14 protein-coding genes and 1 riboswitch are annotated in these 18,263 nt (G+C 64.7%); of the genes, 3 read left to right on the plus strand and 11 right to left on the minus strand.

The window, feature by feature from the left end:
• Nucleotides 1–121 precede the first annotated feature (121 nt).
• The 5 genes from XcuCFBP2542_RS14340 to clpB form a co-directional block, all read right to left on the minus strand.
• Complete coding sequence (locus XcuCFBP2542_RS14340) at nucleotides 122–700, minus strand: hypothetical protein (protein WP_167526929.1); 579 nt, start codon at nucleotides 698–700, stop codon at nucleotides 122–124.
• A 190-nt stretch (nucleotides 701–890) separates the two neighbouring features.
• Nucleotides 891–2,768: a TonB-dependent vitamin B12 receptor gene (btuB, locus tag XcuCFBP2542_RS14345; protein WP_104604232.1), complete on the minus strand. Its 1,878-nt coding sequence runs from the start codon at nucleotides 2,766–2,768 to the stop codon at nucleotides 891–893.
• A gap of 117 nt (nucleotides 2,769–2,885) precedes the next feature.
• Nucleotides 2,886–3,112: riboswitch (cobalamin riboswitch) on the minus strand.
• Between the two features lie 345 nt (nucleotides 3,113–3,457).
• On the minus strand, nucleotides 3,458–4,744 hold the full coding sequence (locus tag XcuCFBP2542_RS14350) for an O-acetylhomoserine aminocarboxypropyltransferase/cysteine synthase family protein (RefSeq protein WP_104604234.1): 1,287 nt from the start codon (nucleotides 4,742–4,744) through the stop codon (nucleotides 3,458–3,460).
• Nucleotides 4,745–4,902: 158 nt separating this feature from the next.
• Nucleotides 4,903–5,775: a DUF6624 domain-containing protein gene (locus XcuCFBP2542_RS14355; RefSeq protein WP_104604236.1), complete on the minus strand. Its 873-nt coding sequence runs from the start codon at nucleotides 5,773–5,775 to the stop codon at nucleotides 4,903–4,905.
• 162 nt (nucleotides 5,776–5,937) lie between these two features.
• A complete protein-coding gene (gene clpB / locus XcuCFBP2542_RS14360; protein WP_104604238.1) occupies nucleotides 5,938–8,523 on the minus strand; it encodes an ATP-dependent chaperone ClpB in 2,586 nt (861 codons plus the stop codon).
• A gap of 349 nt (nucleotides 8,524–8,872) precedes the next feature.
• Here clpB and XcuCFBP2542_RS14365 point away from each other — a divergent pair, with 349 nt between their 5' ends.
• Together XcuCFBP2542_RS14365 and XcuCFBP2542_RS14370 are read left to right on the plus strand one after the other, a co-directional pair.
• The gene (locus tag XcuCFBP2542_RS14365) at nucleotides 8,873–9,181 is read left to right on the plus strand and encodes a GIY-YIG nuclease family protein (protein WP_104604240.1); all 309 of its coding nucleotides are present in this window, start codon (nucleotides 8,873–8,875) and stop codon (nucleotides 9,179–9,181) included.
• A gap of 46 nt (nucleotides 9,182–9,227) precedes the next feature.
• On the plus strand, nucleotides 9,228–9,935 hold the full coding sequence (locus XcuCFBP2542_RS14370; RefSeq protein WP_104604242.1) for a glutathione S-transferase: 708 nt from the start codon (nucleotides 9,228–9,230) through the stop codon (nucleotides 9,933–9,935).
• A 134-nt stretch (nucleotides 9,936–10,069) separates the two neighbouring features.
• Here the strand turns inward: XcuCFBP2542_RS14370 and XcuCFBP2542_RS14375 are convergent, their stop codons facing one another.
• The 5 genes from XcuCFBP2542_RS14375 to XcuCFBP2542_RS14395 all read right to left on the minus strand — a co-directional run bounded on the left by XcuCFBP2542_RS14375 (nucleotide 10,070) and on the right by XcuCFBP2542_RS14395 (nucleotide 15,266).
• Complete coding sequence (locus tag XcuCFBP2542_RS14375; RefSeq protein WP_104604305.1) at nucleotides 10,070–10,885, minus strand: DUF3014 domain-containing protein; 816 nt, start codon at nucleotides 10,883–10,885, stop codon at nucleotides 10,070–10,072.
• Between the two features lie 261 nt (nucleotides 10,886–11,146).
• Nucleotides 11,147–12,748: a hypothetical protein gene (locus XcuCFBP2542_RS14380; RefSeq protein WP_104604244.1), complete on the minus strand. Its 1,602-nt coding sequence runs from the start codon at nucleotides 12,746–12,748 to the stop codon at nucleotides 11,147–11,149.
• A gap of 70 nt (nucleotides 12,749–12,818) precedes the next feature.
• Entirely contained in the window at nucleotides 12,819–13,418 is a 600-nt protein-coding gene (locus XcuCFBP2542_RS14385; protein ID WP_104604246.1) for an HNH endonuclease family protein, read from the minus strand.
• A complete protein-coding gene (locus XcuCFBP2542_RS14390) occupies nucleotides 13,415–14,707 on the minus strand; it encodes an AAA family ATPase (RefSeq protein WP_104604248.1) in 1,293 nt (430 codons plus the stop codon). The genes XcuCFBP2542_RS14385 and XcuCFBP2542_RS14390 overlap by 4 nt, the downstream gene beginning before the upstream one ends.
• Nucleotides 14,708–14,792: 85 nt before the next feature.
• Nucleotides 14,793–15,266, minus strand: coding sequence for a DUF3574 domain-containing protein (locus XcuCFBP2542_RS14395; RefSeq protein ID WP_170066995.1), 474 nt, complete (start codon nucleotides 15,264–15,266; stop codon nucleotides 14,793–14,795).
• 206 nt (nucleotides 15,267–15,472) lie between these two features.
• On the opposite strand from XcuCFBP2542_RS14395, the gene XcuCFBP2542_RS14400 reads away from it, so the two are divergent.
• Entirely contained in the window at nucleotides 15,473–17,908 is a 2,436-nt protein-coding gene (locus XcuCFBP2542_RS14400) for a TonB-dependent receptor plug domain-containing protein (RefSeq protein WP_104604250.1), read from the plus strand.
• Between the two features lie 61 nt (nucleotides 17,909–17,969).
• Here the strand turns inward: XcuCFBP2542_RS14400 and XcuCFBP2542_RS19820 are convergent, their stop codons facing one another.
• Entirely contained in the window at nucleotides 17,970–18,248 is a 279-nt protein-coding gene (locus tag XcuCFBP2542_RS19820; RefSeq protein ID WP_211293011.1) for a hypothetical protein, read from the minus strand.
• Nucleotides 18,249–18,263 lie beyond the last annotated feature (15 nt).

Genomic DNA, 18,263 nt, shown 5'->3' on the forward strand with positions numbered 1-18,263 from the left:
GCTCCGCGTCGCCAAAGCTCAGTTGCATCGAAATCGTCCGCTTGGATCGTCGGTCAATTGTCGCAGATCAGGCTGCTTTGTTCAGAGCGTCCCTAATGCGCATCGTCGTGCACGGGGGTGGTCATGCGCGTTCTCCCATCAGTGGACGTGCGGCAAGGCTGCGCCCTGCGGCAAGCACTGCGAAAGCGATGCCGACGTCGCCGGCCAGGGTACCGAGCGCGCGCGGGTAGTCCGCCGACACGCGGGCCAGGAAGCCGCCGAGCGTGACCTGCGGATAACGGCCGGAAAGGGAATAGAAGCCTCCCTCGGACAGCAGGTAGGCCACGCTGCCGCTGAGCAACAACACACCGAGCAGACGCGGCAGATCCAGCCAAGCATCGCGTTGCAGCGGCGTGGCAGACAGCCGACCACCCAGCCACAGCACGGCATGGGCCAGCGCCAACGTCCAATACGCCGGCGACAGGCACCAGTCGCTGATGCTGCCGGAGGCCAGGCCAATCAGGTCCAGCGCCGATACCAACCCCAACAGCAAGGGCAGCATCCACACCGGGCGCAGCAATGCACCAGCGAGAAAGAACACCGCCATCGAGGCATCCGGCAATTGCAGCCAAGCGCCGACATGATGGAAGCGGCTTGCCGTCATCGCCAGCATCAGGGCGATGATCAGGTGGCGCTGGGCGGGGCGGGAGAGCGGGATCATCGGTAGTGTTCAAAGGATGGCAAACAACGTGCAGCAGGCGCAAACAGGATCACCGCGTCTGTGCGCGTAATGCGAAGCAACCCTGGCGTGCAATGCGCGGTGTCGCTTCCAGACACCTATGCGCTTCTCTGCGGCCGGTCGATACCGGCCGCGTGCCTGCGTTGAGGACCTGCGTCGTTTTCGCCGCGTCTCACTGCGCCGGTTGGTAGCGGAAGGTCAGCAGGTAATTACGCCCTGGCTGGGCGTAAAAGCGGGCGGTTTCGTACTGGCGGTCGAACACGTTGTTGGCGGTGAACTGCACCTTCCAGTCTGCGTTCACCGCATAGCTCACGCGCAGATCCAGCAAGCCGTAGCCAGCCAGTTGCTCGGTGTTGGCCAGGTCGTCGTAGCGCTTGCCCGACCCGAACAGGCTCGCGCCCACGCCGAACGCGCCGACGCTGCGGTCAGCATCGATCCGACCGCTCTGCCGTGCGCGGCGCGGCAACCAGTTGCCATGATTGACCTCGCCATCGGCCTGCGGCTGCAGCCAGGTCAAGGCGCTGCGCAGGATCCAGCCGGCCAGCTCGGTGTCGTAGCCCGCCTCCACACCACGAATGCGCGCCTTGTCGATATTGTTCGGCTGACCGAACGGATGGGTGGCATCCACCAGCGACGCGTCGTAGGCAATCAGATCGTCGATGCGGGTCTGGAAGGCGCGCAGCGTCCACACACCCCAGTCGTAGTTGCCGCGCAGACCCAGCTCGGCACTTTTGGAGGTTTCCGGCCCCAGCAGCGGATTGCCGAAATCGGGGTAGTACAACTCGTTGAAGGTGGGCGCCTTGAACGCAGTGCCGTAGCTGGCGGTCAGGCGCAGATGCTCGGCCACATCCCAGCCCCACAGCAGGCTGCCGGTGGTCTTGCCACCGAACTGGCTGTTGTCGTTGCGCCGCAGGCTGGCCTGCAGCGATTGGCTACCGAAGCTCTGCTGCCACTGCGCAAAGGCGGCGCGGTCGATCCGGCTGTCGGCATCGTAGCTGTCGCTGCTGGCGATGGCATCGCGCTGCCAGTCCAAGCCGACCGTAAGCAGGCCCGGCGCGGTGGTGATGTCGGCCTGCAACGCGCCCTGCTTGCGGCGGGTGTCGTAGGTGGACAGGTACGCGCCGTCATAATAGCTATCGCTCAGATCGGCGCTGCTACCCAGGCTGGCGGTGACTTTGAGCGCATCGCTGGGTGCATAGCGCACACGCCCGCCGACGGCCTGCTGCACGCCTTTGCCCAGGTTGCCGCCGAAGGCCGAGCCGTCGTATTCGTTACGGCTTTGCGCGCGCAGCGCGTGTACGTCGGCATCCCACTGGCGATTGAAGCGCCAGCCGCCCTGCACGCTCAACGAATCGTTACGATAACCGTCGCGATCCGGATCGTAGGCGCTGGAGCTGGTATCCAGGTACGCGTTGATGCCATCGGTTTCATCGTGCACGGCGTTGACCGAGTACCAGCCGCCGGCCTCGCTCAGATCGCCCTGGCTGCGCCCGGCAAGCCCGGCGCCATAACGGCGCGCATTGTCGCTGCCGGCCGCCACGCTGAGCGTGGGCACGAAGCTGCCTTGCGGGCGGCGGGTAAAGATCTGGATCACCCCACCCAGCGCTTCGGAGCCATACAAGCTGGAAAATGGCCCGCGCACGATTTCGATGCGCTCGATCTGCTCGATCGGCAGGTCCTGCAGCGCCGCGCCACCAGACGTGGCCGAGCCGATGCGCACGCCGTCGACCAGCACCACCACATGATCCGATTCGGTACCGCGCAGGAACAGCGAGGTCGCCTTGCCCGGGCCACCGTTGTTGGCCAGCGACACACCGGCTTCGCCACGCAACAGGTCCTGCAAGGAATTGACCTGGCGGCGTTCGATCTGCGCGCGGTCGATCACGGTGACCGGCGCCAGCGTCTGGTCCTGGGTCTGCGCGGTCCGCGAGGCGGTCACCACCATCTGATCCAGATCCATCGGGGCCTCGGCCTGGGCCAGGTTCAGCACGCACAACGACAGCCCCGCGGCCAGCACGGCGCGACGCGGCAAAACGGAAGAAACGGACATCGACTGCTGCTCCTGGAACCGCGCCTACCCGCGCGGGGACAATGGGGTCGGCAGGCAGCAACGGGCCAGGCGTCCGGCGCGCGAGCACCAGATGCACAGGGCCACGCCCACCGCGTGCCGGGTCAATCCCTTCAGGCCGGTCTCCGGGCTTGCGAGCGGAAGCCTGGTCGCTTCCCGAATCCGCGCCTTCCCATGCACAGCACAGTGGCAGTACCTGCGGACCCTTGTCTCGCCCACCGTTGCGGGGGCAGCTCCGGAATTGCGTCTCGCCAAGGCGATGCGCGCACCGGATTCCGGTTTAAACCACCGGCCAGCCGGCAGTCACCTCAGGGGCGCGCATGGTAGCAGGATTGGCGGCGGCGTCTCGGAGGTTCGCAGCAACCGGCCAGGCGCAGCGCGTCGCCACGCGTCTGAATCAAACCCCGCTGCATTGGCATGTTCAACATTTCCAGGTCATGGAAGCGACGTGCCGAGGCGGCAGCGTGGCCGGGATTGGCGGAGAGCGGCACAGGGATGTGTCGCGGCGGCGAGTCAGACAGGATGTCTGACCGAGCCGAAGAGCCAGTCCCGGCCGCGCTGCCGCCCCTGCCGAAGCCGCTACCGACAGACATCGGGCTTCGCCGCACCCTCACCCCTCTCCCGCAGGGAGAGGGGCTCACCGTTCTTGCTTATGAAGCTGGCTGAAAACCTCACGCCCCCTGCAGCGCCTGCTCCAGATCCGCCAGCAAATCATCGATATGCTCGATCCCGATCGACAACCGCACGGTGTCCTCGCTGACGCCGGCATGTTCCAGCTCGGCCGGCCCCAGCTGCCGATGCGTAGTGGACGCCGGATGCGTCGCCAGCGATTTGGCATCGCCGATATTCACCAGCCGGGTGAACAGCTGCAGCGCATCCAGAAACCGTGCACCGGCCGCGCGCCCGCCGGGCAACCCGAAGGTCAGCACGCCCGAGCCATGACCGCCCAGGTACTTCTGCGCCAATGCGTGCTCCGGATGATCCGGCAGCGCCGCGTAGTTGACCCAGGCAACACGCGCATGCTGCTGCAGGTAACGGGCGATCGCCAGCGTATTGGCGTTGATGCGCTCCATGCGCAGCGGCAAGGTTTCGATGCCTTGCAGGATCAGGAACGCATTGAACGGCGACAGCGCCGCACCGGTATTGCGCAGCGGCACCACCCGCGCACGACCGATGTAGGCGGCCTCGCCCAGGGCCTCGGTATAGACCACGCCGTGGTAGCTCACATCCGGTTCGTTGAGGCGCGGGAAGCGCGCCTTGTGCGCGGCCCACGGAAACCGCCCGCTGTCCACGATCGCACCGCCGATGCTGTTGCCGTGGCCACCCAGGTACTTGGTCAACGAATGCACCACGATATCGGCACCGAAGTCGATCGGCCGCAGTAGCGACGGCGTGGCCACGGTGTTGTCCACGATCAGCGGCACGCCGTGCGCATGCGCCACCTCCGCAACGGCCTGGATGTCGGTGATATTGCCGCGCGGGTTGCCGATCGACTCGACGAACACCGCCTTGGTGCGGTCATCGATCAGCCGCGCGAACGCCTGCGGATCGCGGTAGTCGGCAAAGCGCGTACTGATGCCGAACTGCGGCAGCGTATGCGCGAACAGATTATAGGTGCCGCCGTAGAGCGCACTGGACGACACGATGTTGTCGCCTACCTCGGCGATGGTCTGGATCGCATAGGTCACCGCCGCCTGCCCCGATGCCAGCGCCAGCGCCCCGATGCCGCCTTCCAGCGCCGCCACGCGCTGCTCCAGCACATCGTTGGTGGGGTTCATGATGCGGCTGTAGATATTGCCCTGCACCTTCAGGTCGAACAGATCCGCCCCATGCCGGGTATCGTCGAAGGCATAGGCCACGGTCTGGTAGATCGGCACCGCCACCGCGCGCGTGGTGGGATCGGGACGGTAGCCCCCATGCACGGCGACGGTTTCGGGTTTCCACTGTGGATCGGTCATGGCACGGCTCGCTCTGGCTGGACCGCCCGACGATACGCGGCTGCGGCACTGCCCCTCATAACGACGCGCCATGATGACATCGCCAACAGTCAGGTCCTGCATGGCGGACCCACTCGCAAGCGATGGCTGCTGAGGATACTGCCAGCGCAATGCGCCGATCAGCGCGCAGGCTTGTGGTAAACGTCCTGCAGCATCTTTTTGTACTGATCCATGGGCGGCAACCCCATGTGGCGGCGGCGCTCGTCCAGCCCTGCTTCGTCTTCGGTAGGCTGCAATGACATGCGGCCATCCGCATCGCTCTTGAATTGGGTGCCGTAACGCTGTGGCTTGCCTTGCGCAAGCAAGACGCGATCGGTGAGCAGCGCAACATCGTCAGGCGCCACCTCCTGCTTGGCCAGCGCCGCTTCCATCAACGCCAGGACCTGTGCCTGAAACGCCGGATCGGCGTCGGCATGCTGCACCAGGATCCATGCTGCATTGGCGCCATCTTCGCCCACCAGGCGCCGGCCCGGCCAACCCTGGGTCGCGACGACTTGCTTGAGCCATGCGGTGTTGTCGGCATCCACCGGCGCAACGGATGCCCAGTCGGCGGGCTTGCCCCCAGCGGCGATCGCCGCTTTACGCACTTGCTGATCCTTCTCTACCCGCGCGAGCAGCTCCTGGCGCAGTTGCAGATTCAGTGTTGCCTGCTGCTGCGCATTGACGCGCTCAGCTTTCGCCAGCAGCGCAGGCCACCGGTCCATCTTTCGCAGCCGATTCAGGCCGGGCCGGTCCTTGCTGCGCAGATCATCGACAGCGATCCGCCCACGCGGAATCTGGACATCGAGATACTGCAGGGCCTGGTCTGTCTTGCCCGCTGCGGCCAGGCATTCCGCACGCAGAAGTTCACCATTTTTTGGAAGTTCGCTGGACGCGTGCTGCAGTGCGTCCATCACCTCGGCACAACGCGCATAGTCCCCGGCGTCATAGGCATCGAGCGCGGCAAAGATATCCGGCGCGTCGCCTGCGTGAAGGCGACCGGCCATTCCCATGGCAACACCGATGCAGAGCGGAACAGACACAAGGCGCATCTGAAGTTCCTTGCCAGGTGAATCACTCGTTGGGGGCCAAACGCGGCAGCGTGGACGCACTGCGAACCCACCGCATGACACGGATGGGGCACCCCGCATCCTGCGGGAGGCCCCATCCTACGATCACCCCTTGCCGAACTCCAGATGCCCACCCTGCGCACGTACGCGCACGGTTTCGCCGCTGGCGTACTGACCCGACAGGATCTGCTGGGCCAGCGGGTTCTCTACCTGCGACTGGATGGCGCGCTTGAGCGGGCGCGCACCATACACCGGGTCGAAGCCGACATTGCCCAGGAGCTCAAGCGCCGCATCGTCCAGATCCAGCTTGAGGCCACGTTCTGACAGGCGCTTTTCCAGGCCCTGCAACTGGATGCGCGCGATCGACTTGATCTGCGCCTTGTCCAGCGGATGGAACACCACGATGTCGTCCAGCCGATTGATGAACTCCGGGCGGAAATGTGCCTGCACCACGCCCATCACCGCGGCCTTCATTTGCGTATAGGCCTCGGCGCTACCGTCGCCGGACAACTCCTGGATCTGGTGCGAGCCCAGGTTGGACGTCATCACGATGACGGTATTGCGGAAATCCACGGTGCGGCCCTGGCCGTCGGTGAGCCGTCCGTCGTCGAGCACCTGCAGCAGGATGTTGAACACATCGGCGTGCGCCTTTTCCACCTCGTCCAGCAGGATCAGCGAATACGGGCGGCGGCGCACCGCCTCGGTGAGGTAGCCGCCCTCTTCGTAGCCCACATAGCCCGGAGGCGCACCGATCAGGCGCGAGACCGAATGCTTCTCCATGAACTCGCTCATGTCGATGCGGATCATCGCTTCGGTGCTGTCGAACAGGAAGTCCGCCAGCGCCTTGCACAACTCGGTCTTGCCCACGCCGGTGGGACCTAAGAACAGGAACGAGCCGCTCGGGCGATTGGGGTCGGACAGGCCGGCGCGCGAACGACGCACCGCATCGGACACCACCTTGATCGCTTCTTCCTGGCCCACCACGCGGCGATGCAGCTCGTCTTCCATACGCAACAGCTTGTCGCGCTCGCCTTCGAGCATCTTGTTGACCGGAATACCGGTCCAGCGCGACACCACCTCGGCGATTTCCTCGGCGGTCACGCGGTCCTGCACCAGCTTGAAGTCGTGGTGCTCCACTTCATTGGCCAGCAGCATCTGCTTTTCCAGTTGTGGCAAGACGCCGTACTGGATCTCGCTCATCTTGGCGTAGTCCTGGCGCCGCTGCGCCGCTTCCAGCTCCAGCTTGGCGTGCTCGATCTGCTCCTTGATCTTGGTGGTGCCCTGCAACGCGGCCTTCTCCGACGTCCAGAGCTCGTTGAGGTCGTAGAACTCGCGCTCCAGTTTGTCGATATCGGTTTCCAGGTCGCCCAGTCGCTGGCGCGAGGCCTCGTCCTTTTCCTTCTTGAGCATCTCGCGCTGGATCTTGAGCTGGATCAGGCGGCGCTCCAGGCGGTCGAGTTCCTCCGGCTTGGAGTCGATCTCCATGCGGATACGCGATGCCGCTTCGTCCATCAGGTCGATGGCCTTGTCTGGCAGCTGGCGATCGGTGATGTAGCGATTGGAGAGGGTGGCGGCCGCGACGATCGCCGGGTCGGTGATCTCCACGCCGTGATGCACCGCGTAGCGTTCTTTCAGCCCACGCAGGATGGCGATGGTATCTTCCACCGTCGGCTCGCCTACGAACACCTTCTGGAAGCGGCGCTCCAGCGCGGCATCCTTTTCGATGTACTTGCGGTATTCGTCCAGCGTGGTGGCACCGATGCAATGCAGCTCGCCACGCGCCAGCGCCGGCTTGAGCATGTTGCCGGCGTCCATCGCGCCATCGGCCTTGCCCGCGCCCACCATGGTGTGCAGCTCATCGATGAACAAGATGATCTGGCCTTCGTTCTTGGACAGGTCGCTCAGCACAGCTTTGAGGCGTTCTTCGAATTCGCCGCGGAACTTGGCGCCGGCAATCAGCGCGCCCATGTCCAGCGACAGCACGCGCTTGCCGCGCAGCCCTTCGGGCACTTCGCCGTTGATGATGCGCTGGGCCAGGCCTTCGACAATGGCGGTCTTGCCCACGCCGGGTTCGCCGATCAGCACCGGGTTGTTCTTGGTGCGGCGCTGCAGGACCTGGATGGTGCGGCGGATTTCTTCATCGCGGCCGATCACCGGATCGAGCTTGCCGCTTTCGGCGCGCGCGGTCAGGTCAATGGTGTATTTTTCCAGCGCCTGGCGTTGTTCCTCGGCGTTTTCCGATTGCACGGTTTCGCCGCCGCGCAGCTTGTCGATCGCCGCGGCGATCTTCTTCTTGTCGCCACCGGCCGCACGCAACGCCACGCCCAGCGGGCTGGCATCGTCGGCGGCGGCCAGCACGAACCACTCGCTGGGAATGAAGGCATCGCCGTGCTGCTGGGCGAGCTTGTCGGCCTGGTTGAGCAGGCGGTTGAGATCGTTGCCGATCGACAGGTTGCCTTCCTGCCCGGACACCTTGGGCAGCGTATCCAACGCCTCGCCCAAGCGCTCGCGCAGCAGCGGCACGTTGACGCCGGCCTGCGACAGCAAGGGGCGCGTGCTGCCGCCGCTCTGGTCCAGCAACGCAGCCAGCACGTGCACCGGTTCGATGATGTTGTGGTCGCGTCCCACGGCCAGCGATTGTGCGTCGGCCAGTGCCTGCTGGAACCGCGAGGTGAGTTTGTCCATCCGCATGGGGAGTCCTCTGAACGAGTGGCCGGCAAGTCCGGCGATACCGAGCAGATGCGGTTGCCCGGCGGCGTTTCAAGGTGTGCTGCGACACGAAGGCGGTGGCACCAGACCTGCGGGGGGGAGGTGCTTCGCTTGGCGCCACGCGAGGCGTGCCAGCGGCCAGGTGGGCCAGACAATCCGCCGCAGCGGCAACTGCGCCCGCGCCGGGACGGTAGGCGTGGCGACGCTCTGCCCGGCATCGGCCTGCGTGGTGAACACCGATGCCGCTGCCCGCCCCACAGCGCCACCACGCTACCACGCAGTCACTGCCAGGAGCGCTACGCACGCCGCACCGAAGGGAGATAATGCGCGGATGGATACGCCCAAGCCCTGGTTCCTCTATCTGCTGCTGTGCCACAACGGCAGCTATTACGCCGGAATCACCAATGACCTGGAGCGGCGCTTCCAGGCGCACTTGCGTGGTACCGGTGCGCGTTATACGCGCGCCAACCCGCCGTTGCAGCTGTTGGCCAGCCACCGGTACCCGGATCGTGCCAGTGCCTCGCGCGCCGAGTGCACACTCAAGCGCCAGCCGCGCGCGCGCAAGTTGGAATGGCTGTTGACGCAGCCGCACGACATTGCCGGATCACAGGCTTGCAACACCTCGATCACGCCCGCCTAGCCACGCCTTTCCTACGCTGCAGCACCATCCCGACGCGGAGCAGCACATGCACTATCAGCTCTATTACTGGACCGGTCTGCAGGGCCGCGGCGAATTCGTGCGTCTGGCCCTGGAAGATGCCGGTGCCGCCTATACCGACGTGGCGCGCGTCGAGGGCGACGATGTCATAACCGCCTTTCTGCAAGGCAAGCAGCCGGGCGCGCAGCCGTTGGCCCCACCCTTCCTGCGGGCAGGCGATGTGGTGGTGGCGCAGGTGGCGGCGATCCTGCATTTTCTGGGTCCGTCGCTGCAGCTGGTCCCCGATGACGATGCGCTGCGCCTGCAGGCACTGCAATTGCAACTGACCATTACTGACCTGGTGGCCGAGGTACACGACACCCATCATCCGATCGCCGCCGGCCTGTACTACGAGGACCAAAAAGCCGAAGCCACCAGGCGCGCCGAGGATCTGCGTGACCACCGCCTGCCCAAGTTCCTCGGCTATTTCGAGCAGGTGGTGCAGCGGGCCGGCGGTACATCTGTACTAGCTGTGCACTCGTACGTGGACCTATCGCTGTTTCAGTTGGTCAGCGGTCTGGACTACATGTTCCCGAAACGAATGGCGACTCTGTCGAAGGACATTCCGGGATTGCGCGCCGTGCAGCGGCGTGTGGCAGCACGCCCCCGGATCGCCGCTTACCTCGCCTCCGAACGGCGCCTGGCGTTCAATACCAAGGGCATCTTCCGCCAGTATCCGGAGCTTGACGCTGGGTAAACCTGGCATTGCACACAGCAGCGTCCCGCCGCTGCGGCGCCGGCCGGAATGGCAGCCACTACCACGCACGGCTACTCGCACCCGCGGCTGCGTGACCGCAGGCGCATGGCTCCAAACCACGGCCGGACACCGACTCAGCGCGTCTGCAACAAGGCGGCACGAATGCGTTGTAGTTGCGCCTTCACTGCCGACGCCTGCTGCGGCCCTAGCCGCACGATGGCCTTCTGCCCTACCGACAATCCTTCCAGCGCCGGGTCCACGAAGCGATAGCGGCCACGCTCGTCGCGCACCACGGCAACCGGCTGCGTCGGATCCGGCGTGCGCAGCAGGTGGTCGATGACATCAATCACCCGGTCGTTGAAGTAACGGTCCGGCGCGCCCAGGTTGGCATAGGCTTGCTGAAACAAGGGATAGAAGCGCACATAGCTGTGCACCAATGCCTGCGCATCCACGCCGGTGAACGCTGCGACGTACGGTGTGTAGCGGCTGGCATTGGCGTGATCGATGACGGTGTGATCGGCCGCAGGGGTCACCTGCAGTTCGCCCGAGACCGGCTGCAGTACCGAGGCGCGGCGGCTGATACTGGGCTGGGTGAGGTTGTCGATCATCACCACCACACGTTCGATCAGGTGCGGCCGCAACACGATCGACAGTGCTGCGTCGTCGGGTATCAGATCCAGCAGCGCCTGCCATGCGGCGACGTCGCTCTGCGCCAAGGCAGGAATTGCAGCGTCGGCGGCATCGGCCGATGGCGCCTGCACCGGATGCCGCGGCGCGGCGGGGGTGGAAGGCGATGGAGTGACCGCGGCGGCGGCCGCGTTGGCGGTTTGGCTGATGGGCGCAGGCAGTGCACCGGGCGTCTGGCGTGGCCCGCTGAATAGCCACCAGGCAGCGCCGGCAATCAATGGCACGGCCAACAGCCACGGCCAGCGCGAGGGCTTGGGTTGCATCATGAAATTCCTTGCATCGACGACATCTGTGGGTATGACCCTCAGATGTTGCGGTGGTTCCATCGATCTGCCGCCGCAGCGCATGCATCGATCGCGTGCATGGTCACGCGAAGCGCAGACCGCTTTGCAAAGCCTCGCCAATTCCGCGAAACGCGCCCCATCCGAACGCGCCAGCCACGCGCCCCCAGGCAAGCACGGCAGTGCATCTGTCACCGCGCAGCGTCGGCAACGAACAGTAGCCGGCCACGCACAATGCAGGAGTCATTGCATCGGCTCCTTGCGTGCCGGCAGCAGCGACAACAGCAACAAGGTCACTGCCAGCGCCACGTAGGCGCCGACGAACTGCCAGCTGATGACGCGCGCCAGGCCTTGCAGCGACCACGGCAGATAGATGCCGCCACGCGGGTCCACCGAGTGGATCAACCCGAACAGGGTCAGCCCGGCCGCCACCAGCAGAAATACCGCAGCGCGCCGCAGCCGGCCGTCGATCATCGCCGCCACCGTGGCGATCCACAGCATTGCAGTGATGATGAAGCCGTTGCCCAGCGCAAAGATCACCGCCAGCTCCGGCAGGCCGTGGCCATCCACCTGCGTGGTCAGCGCCACCAACTGATCCTGCGCCATCCAGCCCGGCGCCTTGATGGTCAGCAGGTACGCCACCGATGGCAGGAACCCCAGCACCATGGCACCGGCGTGCTGCCGGGGCGTGGCCTGGAACGCCTGGGTAGTGATGTCGATGGACACATACACGATGATCGGCGCCAGCACCGCCAGTGGCAGCCACTGCACCAACCCGCTGATGATGCCCAGCATGCCGCCGATGCCGACGAACAGGCCGGTCAGCAGCGTGTAGCCCGAGCGCGCGCCCATGTGCTTGTAGGCGGGCTGGCCGATGTACGGCGTGGTCTGCGCCACACCGCCGCAGACGCCGGCCACCAATGTGGCGAAGGCTTCCACCAGCAAGATGTCGCGGGTGCGGTAATCGTCGCCGGCCGCGCGCGCGCTTTCGCTGACATTGATGCCGCCCACCACCATCAACAGGCCGAACGGCAGCAGCAACGGCAGATACGCCACCGTGGCCGGCAACCCCTCGATGAACCCAAGATTCGGCAGTGGCAGCACGATCTGCGGGGCCGTCCAGGCGGGCACGGTGAAGCCCGGTGCGCCCAGCCCGGCCAGGCCAAGCCCGTAATACAGCACTGTGCCGATCACGAAGGCCACCAGCACGCCCGGCAATTTGGTCGGCAAGCGGCCCTTGGCCAGCAGCACATACAGCAGCAGGCCCAAGGTGACGAAACCGGCCACCGGCGAGCGCAGCGTTTCCAGCAGTGGCAGCAGCCCCATCAGCACCAGCGCAATGCCGGCGATGGAGCCGAGCAGTGCGGCGCGGGGCAGCGCCCGGGTCACCGCCTCGCCCACGAACGACAGCACCAGCTTGAGCAGGCCCATCACCACCAGTGCGGCCATGCCGAGTTTCCAGGTGGCGATCGCCGCCGCCTGCGGGTCCAGCCCCTGCGCCTTGAAACCGGCAAACGCCGGGCCCAGCACCAGCAGCGCCATGCCGATGCTGGTGGGCGCATCCAGGCCCAATGGCATCGCGGTGACGTCCTGGCGCCCGGTGCGGGCGGCCAGCCGCCGCGCCATCAAGGTGTAGAGCAGGTTACCCACCAGCACTCCGAACGCGGTGCCGGGGAACATGCGCCCGAACACCACCTCGGCGGGGAACCCATAGATACCCACCAGCGCCATCGCAATGAAGCCGAGGATGGAGAGATTGTCGACCACCAGGCCGAAAAAGCCATTGAGATCGCCGGCGACGAACCAGCGCGGCGCGGCCGCAGGATGCGAAGAAGAAGCGGACATGGAAGGTTGCAAGACGTTGGGACAGACGATGGTAGCCGCTGCTTGGCACACGCGACAGCAAGGGGGGAGGCTACAGCAATCCCTGCCGCTCTGCCTCAGCGTGTACAAAGGGTGAGTATCGCTGCAGGAAGTTTGCAGTGATGTCGCGCTGGCAATATTCCTGAAAATGCCGTGCGCGCATTTCTCGATTAATCGAATTATCTAGACCAACACGTTCAATTGTCTTGACCACACGCGTCATATCTGCCGCATCGATGTCCGAACTCGGATACACCTGCCCAGTCACAAGTTCCAATCTGAACCATCCTGCTGGCAGCACAAACGGGTCAAGAACGTCTTCAAAATCGCACTTGCGCGCGTTGACAATAGCGCTTGCCAGGCGGAAGTTCATCCACTCGTAGGCCTGCCCAGGCAACTTCGACTTGGCCACAAAATGATCTGCAGTCACACCTCCCACGGCGCGCTCGATACGGACCGCCAAATAAGCGCAGGTCTGGTTGTACTCGCGGTAAAGGTCATCAAGGCACTCACGCCAGAAAGGACTGAGCGTCTGTCCCGCAGGCAATGGCACATTTGGATCAATGCGTTTGCGCCGCATTGACCTTATGCCTCGAGTCCGCACCTTGCGCTCGAAGTCACGCGGTTCAAGACGCGCGTCGACAGGAATCATGGCAACCATCCCTTTTTCTCGCCCACGAACCGCCAGCGCGCCCAGAAAGGATCAGTATCTCCAAGCACCTTCAGCAAATCATTGTGTATTGCTCTCGCGTCCGCCTTGCCAAATCGCTCGCTCCTCATTGCCAGCGCCGCTCGCTCAATCGCATCCTCGGCCTCAATCGAACGCGACGAGCGGAGGTCGAAGGCCTCGCTGGTCAACCAGTTACCAGCCTCACCACGCAAGACGAATGGACGTTGCTGGAGTACAACAGCCTGATGGTTGCCAGTCGCTTTAAAGTCCAAGTCAAACCATGCATCCTCGTTTGCATCGAAGACAGGCTCCACCGATGCCATGACGAGAGGAGAATGCGTGGCCGCAATCACCTGTACACCAGCATTGCTGGCGAGAGACCCCATCACTTCCAGCAGTGCGGCGACAATACGCCTTTGCCACTTGGGATGCAGATGGCACTCGATCTCATCAACCAGGAAGGTCACCTGACGCGTGGGCTCCCCCCCGATCAGCGCAGTAGCCTGCAAGTGCTCCTCCCAGGTCCAAACCAACAGATAGGCGAGGGCTAAGATGCGGCGAAGTCCTGCGGATGCGTGCAACACCGGCACGTCCTGTCCATAAGGCATTCGTATCGTCGGAATGTCACGTGCGTCGTCCAGGCTGATACGTGTCAGATGACCCGGTTCGATAAGGTCCGATGTTGTTGGCGACAAAGAAGAGAGCACCGCCTGAAGGCGATTGAAGGCATCTCCTCGCTCCTTTTGCCAGCTTGCCCAATCGGCAATCAGGCCGTTACACAACACCCGTCCATCAGAGTCCCTCAAACCATCCCAGATTTCCTGTGTGGAGAATACGTAGGCAGGAGGGCGGTCCTGCACATCCACATTCCCCTTCTTACGCCAATAGTTGCGCGCCGGATCCCATGCAGCAAAGCTGCCGTCAGCTTGGGCGTAAAGAACCAATCCAGGATTGACCGGGCGCCCAGCAGCTCCCGTCCAGGCCTGAGCCTTGCGGTCGAACCTGCTTTCGTAGGTGACGGACTTTGACTTACCGGTCACCGAAAAGATGATCGACGCTGACTTGTCAGTGTGAGGCTTGGCGGGTAATCCCATAGACAGACGGCGATTCAACTCCCCCGGCCATTTGCGCGTGAGCGACCACCATGCAATGTCCAGTAGGAAGCTCTTTCCCAGGCCGTTGTCACCGGTCAATAGATTCAAGCGACGGCCAAATGTCAGCTCCATCGAAGGAGCTGGGCCGACATTGCGCAGTGAGAGCTGTTCGATCATGGGGCGAGTTTACCGTTTCCGCCGAGTTTGCTCGCCCACCTCAGAGCCGAAGCCGAGGCGGTGGATCGAACTGCGGACCGCCGATTCAGAACGACACCTCCACCGCCTGCCGCGCCCACAACACCGACTGGTGCCCGGTGGCCTGCTTCCAGGCCAGCCGGATCGCCTCGATGTCGTTGCGCCGCTGCGGGGTGTCTTCATGCAGGATCACCAGCACCTTGGTGCCCAGCCTGTTCGGCTCCTTGGCGCCGCGAAACAGCCACTGGCCGTAGGCATCGAACACGGTCAACCCGTCCGGGAAGCGCGGGGTCACTTCCTTGTCCAGAAACGCGCGCCACTGTGCCTCGCCGATGGTGCGGGTCTGCGGGCGGTCGGCCGGGCCAGTTTCCTCGCCCACGCCGAAATACAACTCGCTACGCACCCAACCGTGCGCCGCAGCCGGCCGCGCCGCATCGCCCTGCAGGCTGGCGGTAGTCGAGGCGGGTGCGCCGACGGGCGTGGTCGCGCAGGCGTTCAGGGCCAGCATGGCGGCAAGCAGGCAGGACGGCAGCAACTTCATCGACTTCTCCACAACGGGTTAGGGGGCAGGCTCATGCGCTCCGGGCATCAGCTGATACTGGAATGCGCGCACTGTGCCATCTCGCACAGGCCTGAACAACGCGATAATATCTCTCCATCCGGATGAATGTGGACCATCCCATCCCTTCGCGCGCCGCCAGGCCGGATGCCACCACGCGGCGTATTGCAGTTGCAGGAGTAAAGAGCATGACCCGTCCCACCCTTTCGGTGATCGGCCTGGCCGTGGCCACGGTGTTGAGCGCCAACGCGCAGGCCCAGCAGGCCGATGCCGGTGCCACCACCCTGGACACCGTGATCGTCACCGGCACCCGCGCCAGTGACCGCACCGTGCTGGAATCGACCGTGCCGGTGGACGTGCTCACCGCCGAAGACATTCGCAAGGCCGGCGTGGTCAATGGCGAGCTGGGCAGCGCGCTGCAGGCGCTGCTGCCCTCGTTCAACTTCCCGCGCCAGTCCAACTCCGGCGGCGCCGACCATATCCGCGCCGCACAGCTGCGTGGGCTCTCGCCCGATCAGGTGCTGGTGCTGGTCAACGGCAAGCGCCGCCACACCTCGGCGCTGGTCAATACCGACAGCAAGATCGGCAAGGGCACCACGCCGGTGGACTTCAATTCCATCCCCATCAACGCGATCAAGCGCATCGAAGTGCTGCGCGACGGTGCCGGCGCGCAGTACGGCTCGGATGCGATTGCCGGCGTCATCAACGTGATTCTGGACGACAACCCTGGACGCGGCGAGCTGGAAGCCAGCTTCGGCGCCTACAACACCGACGTCAAGCCGATCGACCGCCGCGTGACCGACGGCCAGACCAGCTACGCCAGCGCCAAGGTCGGCTCGCTGCTGGGCGATGACGGCGGCTTCTTCAAGGTAGGCCTGGAACTGAAGAACCGCGAGGCGACCAACCGCGCCGGCTTCGACCAGATCCCGCCGTTCGAGGAACAGACCCCGGCCAATCTGGCCCTGGCCGGCCGGCGCAACTACGTGCTCGGCGATGGCGCCACCAAGGGGCTGAACGCCTGGCTCAACACCCAGGTACCCTTCAGCGCCACCGGCGAGTTCTATGGCTTTGCCACCTACAACCAGCGCGACACCGAAGGCGCCAACTACTTCCGCTACCCGGACAGCAGCGCCAACTGGCGCGAGCTCTACCCCAACGGCTATCGGCCGATTTCCGAAGGCGAGAACCGCGACCTGCAGATCGTGGCCGGCGCGCGCGGGCAATGGGGTCAGTGGGATTACGACGCCAGCGTCAACCATGGCCGCAACGACTTCACCTACCGGCTGCGCAATTCGCTCAACGCCTCGCTGGGGCCCACCAGCACCACGCGCTTCAAGACCGGCGATTTCGCCTTCGCGCAGACCGTGGGTAACCTTGATCTGACCCGCGTGTTCAATGCCGCCGGCGCCACCCACACCTTCGGCACCGGTGCTGAATTCCGCCGCGAGCAATACCGCACCCACGCCGGCGACCCGGCCAGCTATGCGGCCGGCCCGTTCACCGATCGCCCCACCGGCTCGCAGGCCGGCGGCGGGCTCACCCCGCAGGACGAAGCCGATCTGTCGCGCAACGTCGCCAGCGCCTATGCCAACGTGTCCAGCCAGTTCGGCGACAAATTCTCCACCGACCTGGCCGGCCGCTACGAGCATTACCAGGACTTCGGCAGCCAATGGACCGGCAAGCTGGCCGCACGCTACGCCTTCGCCCCGGCGTTCGCATTGCGTGGCGCCATCTCCAACAACGTGCGCGCGCCCTCGCTCAGCCAGATCGGTTACGAAGCCACCTCCACCGGCTATGACGCCGCCGGCCGGCTGACCCAGGGCCGCCTGCTGTCGGTCAACAACCCGATCGCGCGTGCGCTCGGCGCCACCGATCTGAAGCCGGAAAAGTCGGTCAACTACAGCCTGGGCTTCACCAGCCAGCTGGGCGATCACTTCGACCTGTCGCTGGATTTCTTCCAGATCGATATCGACGACCGCATTGCGTTGTCCGAAGACATCACCGGCGATGCGTTGACCGCTTTCGTGCAGCAGAACTTCGGCGTACCCGGTGTGCAGAGCGCCAGCTACTTCCTCAACGCCGCCGATACCCGCACCCGCGGCGCCGAGCTGGTGGCCAACTGGCGCCAGTACGCTTTCGGCGGCGACCTGCTGCTGACCGGCACCTACAGCTATGCCAAGACCGAGCTGGAAAACATCATCGCCACCCCGGCGCAGGTGCTGGCGCTCAACCCGGACTACGTGCTGTTCGGCGTGGAAGAAAGCAATACGCTCACCGATGCCGCACCGCGCACGCGCGCGGCGCTGGCCGCCAACTGGAGCAACCAGCACTGGAATCTGCAGACCCGCGTCAACCGCTATGGCAACGCCACCCGCGTGTTCGACTTTGGCGGCGGCTTCGTTCCCCGCCAGACCTATGGCGCCGAATGGCAGCTGGACCTGGAAGCCGAATACCACCTGGGCACGCAGTGGACGCTGGCCATTGGCGGGCAGAACATCCTGGACAACTATCCGGACCGTTCCATCGACGATATCGCCTACTTCGGCAACCTGCCCTACGACGTGCTCTCGCCGGTGGGCAGCAATGGCGCGTACTGGTATGGACGGGTGCGCTACAGCTTTTGAGCTGCAGCGCAGGACTGCATAGCGTGACGTCGGCCCTGCCGCTGGCAGGGCCGATGCATCGTCAGGCGCTGGCGAACTTCGCGTAATAGGACTCGATCAATGCCCGCGCCGCCTTGCCGATCTTCGCGTAATCGGCTTCGTTGAGGTTCGCCAGGGACACGCGGCCCGCAGGTCGTTTCCCGCCAAAACCACGTCCCGGTAGCAGCACGATACCGGAGTCGCGTGCCAGCTCGAACAGCAGTTCCTGCGGCTCAACCGCCTGCATCAGCCAATCGGCGAATGGCCGGCCGTAGACCTTTTCGCTGAGTTCGGCCAGATCGAGCAGGGTGTAGTAGCCCACGTCGTTGGGGTTTGG

The organism is Xanthomonas cucurbitae (assembly GCF_002939885.1).
GTDB lineage: Bacteria > Pseudomonadota > Gammaproteobacteria > Xanthomonadales > Xanthomonadaceae > Xanthomonas > Xanthomonas cucurbitae.